5 protein-coding genes are annotated in these 3351 nt (G+C 65.6%); all 5 read right to left on the bottom strand.

The genetic code is table 11. From position 1 onward, the window contains the following. Positions 1–644, bottom strand: a 644-nt coding sequence (locus tag ACRDTL_RS13315) for a maleylpyruvate isomerase family mycothiol-dependent enzyme (RefSeq protein WP_431507175.1), incomplete at its 3' end; no start/stop codon positions are given. A gap of 21 nt (positions 645–665) precedes the next feature. Further along, positions 666–1490: an EamA family transporter gene (locus ACRDTL_RS13310; RefSeq protein WP_431507176.1), complete on the bottom strand. Its 825-nt coding sequence runs from the start codon at positions 1488–1490 to the stop codon at positions 666–668. Between the two features lie 23 nt (positions 1491–1513). Next, the gene (gene smpB / locus ACRDTL_RS13305) at positions 1514–2008 is read right to left on the bottom strand and encodes an SsrA-binding protein SmpB (protein WP_431507174.1); all 495 of its coding nucleotides are present in this window, start codon (positions 2006–2008) and stop codon (positions 1514–1516) included. Beyond that, complete coding sequence (gene ftsX, locus ACRDTL_RS13300; RefSeq protein ID WP_431507173.1) at positions 2008–2901, bottom strand: permease-like cell division protein FtsX; 894 nt, start codon at positions 2899–2901, stop codon at positions 2008–2010. Before ftsX ends, smpB begins: the two co-directional genes overlap by 1 nt. After that, positions 2902–3351: cell division ATP-binding protein FtsE (locus ACRDTL_RS13295; RefSeq protein ID WP_431507172.1), on the bottom strand; the 450-nt coding region annotated here is incomplete at its 5' end.

Genomic DNA, 3351 nt, shown 5'->3' with positions numbered 1-3351 from the left:
GTGCGCGCCAACGGACCGGTCAGCTCGATCGCGACCCGGGACCCGTCGGGCGCTCCCCCGAGTTTACTCACCACGTAGCCCATGCTGGCCGCCATCTCGTCGAGCGCCAGCCGCGCCGCCGGGCCGTCCAGTTCGCCCTCGGAGGCCGGCCGACCCAGTGCGTCGCGGATGTCGTGCTCGTGCATCCAGCAGTCGAAGACCCGCACCCGCATGAACCGCCCGTAGCTGTCCCGGCCGGCCGGGGTGTTCGTCGGCGCATTCCAGTCCTCGTCGGACATCTCGGTCAATAGCTTGCGACGATCTGCGGTCACAGCCCGGAACCGCTGTAACAGGTCGGCACTGGAGTCGCTACTGAAGTGACGGACCCAGCATTCGTTCATGGCGCCGAAGTCGTTGCGCACGTGCTCGAGTGCGGACACGTCGACATCGGCGTCCGGTGCGGCGATCCCCAGCAGTGCCGACTCGGTGCCGACGATGTGCGAGATCACCGCGTGCACGCTCCAGCCGGGCAGCGGCGTCGGGGTCTGCCAGTGGTCCTCCGGCAGCCCGGCCAGCAGCCGGTCCAGCGTGTCCCAGGACGCGAACAGGCCCGACAGCACGTCGGTTTTGTCGAGTTGGGTGAGCGGACGCGGCGGGCTGCTCATGAGCACCGATGCTAGACGCCGTCAGCTGGCGGTGATCATCCCCACTGCCAGCATCGCCAGCACCATGCCGAGCCCTTGCCAGCGGGTCACCCGCTCACGCAGCACCACCATCGCCAACACGACGGTGGCGGCCGGATACAGCGAGATCAGCATGCTGGCCAGCGAGAGCAACCACGCATGCAGGGCCATGAGCATGGCGACGTTGGCACAGGTGTCCAGCAACGCTGCCGCCACCGCCAGCCGCAGCGGCATCTTCGAGGGAAGCTGAAAATTCCCGGTGGCCGACGCCACCACGAACACCAGCACAGTTGCCGACACCCGCGCAAAAAACAGCGGCCACAGCCGGCACTCCACCGGCGCCTGATGTAGCAGCACGAAGTCCAACCCGAACGCCACCCCCGCGCCGAAGGTGAGCCACGCCACCTTGCGGGTGAACCGGTGAGTGCGGACATCCTCGTCGTCGGGTGACTCCCGGCCGACCAGGAACACCGCAACCATCGCGACCGCGACCCCAATGGAGGCCAGCTGACCTGGCCGCTCCCCGAACGCCACGCCGGCGGCGACGGGAACGGCGGCGTTCAGCACCGCTGCCAGCGGTGAAACCACGGAGATCGGTCCGGCGCCCAGCGCGGTGAAGAACCACCACACGCCAACCGCCTGGCTGATCCCGTATAGCGAACCCCACAGCACGGCGCCCGTGTGGACGGGCCCGCCGGTGCTAAACGCCAGCACACCCAGCAGCACCGCCGCGATCGGGTAGGACACCACCATGACGCGCAGCGCGGCCACCCGCCGGGAGGCCACACCCCCGACGAAATCGCTGACACCGTAGCTGACCGCGGACAGCTGCGCGTACGCCGCCGCCCCGATCAGGTCATGCCCCTGGCGCGCCGACCCATCGCACGAAGCACTTCACGCTGGGCGTCGCGGCGGGCCAGATCCTGACGCTTGTCGTATTCCCGCTTGCCGCGGGCCAGCGCGAGTTCTACCTTCGCTTTTCCATCGGAGAAGTACAGTGACAACGGCACCAGCGCGAGATTACCATCCCGAATTTTGCCAATCAGGGTGTCGATTTGACGTCGATGCAACAGCAGTTTGCGGGTTCGGCGGGGATCGTGGTTGGTCCAGTTCCCGTGGTGATACTCCGGAATATGGAGGTTGCGGAGCCACACCTCGCCGTCGTCGACGGTGGCGTAGGCCTCGACCAGCGACGCCTTGCCCTCACGCAGGCTTTTGACCTCGGTGCCCTGCAGCACCAGCCCGGCCTCGAACACTTCCAGTATCGAATAGTTGTGCCGGGCCTTGCGATTGGTGGCCACGACCTGTCTGGTCGGCTTGGACCCGAGGGGCTTTTTGGCCACCATTACCGCCGTATGTAGATGCGCAACGTCGCGTACGCTGCCAGCCCGGCCATTGCCACGCCGACGACTAGCAGGATCGGGGAGACGTAGAGGATGTCGGCGTAGTCGACCTGGGCGATCAGGTGCGCTTGGTAGAACTGGTTGAGCGCATTCTCTAAAAACAGGGCCCGCACCAGGATCAGACCGATGACGGCGATGACGACACCGGCGCTCGCCGCCAAAATCGCCTCCACCAGAAACGGCAGCTGGGTATACCAGCGGCTGGCGCCGACCAACCGCATGATGCCGATTTCGGTGCGCCGCGTATAGGCCGCCACTTGAACCATGTTGGCGATCAACAGGATCGCCCCGATCGCCTGCACCAGCGCAACTGCGAACGCGGCGTTGGACAGACCGTCCAGCACGGCGAACAACCGATCGATCAAGTCTTTTTGGTTAAGCACATTGAGCACGCCCGGCTGCCCGAGCATGGCGTTGTCGAAATCCTTGTGCTGCTCCGGTTTTTCCAGCTTGACGATGAACGACGCCGGAAACGACTCCTTACCCGCCACGTCCTTGAACTGGGGGAACTTGCGGATCGCGTCGTCGTACGCCTGGTCACGGTTGAGGAACCGCACTGATTTGACGTCGCGGCGTGCCTCGATCTGCTCCCGCAGCGCCCGGCATGCCGGGCCGCCGCAGGTGGGGTCGTTGGCGGAGATGTCGTCGGTCAGGAAGACCTGGGTTTCCACCCGGTCGAGGTAGATGGTGCGGGAGTGTTCGGCCAACCGGACAACCAACAGTCCGCCGCCGAACAGGCCGATCGAAATGGCGGTGGTCAAAATCATCGCGACCGTCATGGTGATGTTGCGACGAAGTCCGGTGACGACCTCGTTGAACAGGAAGCCGAAGCGCACTTAGCGGTCCATCCCGTAGACGCCGCGCTGCTCGTCGCGCACCAGCCTGCCCAATGACAGTTCCACTACGCGCTGCCGCATCGAGTCGACGATGTGGTGGTCGTGGGTGGCCATCAGCACGGTGGTGCCGGTGCGGTTGATCCGCTCGAGCAAATCCATGATGTCGTTACTGGTCTCCGGGTCGAGGTTGCCGGTGGGCTCGTCGGCAATCAGGACCAGCGGCCGGTTGACGAACGCGCGTGCAATGGCCACCCGCTGCTGCTCCCCGCCGGAGAGCTCGTGCGGCAGCCGGCTGGCCTTGCCCGACAGCCCCACCATCTCCAGCACGTCGGGCGTCACCCGGTTGATCACGTCGGCGCGCTTGCCGATGACCTCGAGTGCGAAGGCGACGTTTTCGAACACGGTCTTCTGCTGCAGCAGCCGAAAGTCCTGGAACACGCAACCGAGCAC

It is taken from the genome of Mycobacterium sp. (assembly GCF_050700595.1).
Lineage (GTDB): Bacteria > Actinomycetota > Actinomycetes > Mycobacteriales > Mycobacteriaceae > Mycobacterium.
This window is presented reverse-complemented; position numbering and strand designations above follow the sequence as displayed.

Bases quoted from the DNA above. Each gene is read 5' to 3' on its own strand.
- smpB (WP_431507174.1), bottom strand. From the start codon at position 2,008: ATGGTGGCCAAAAAGCCCCTCGGGTCCAAGCCGACCAGACAGGTCGTG.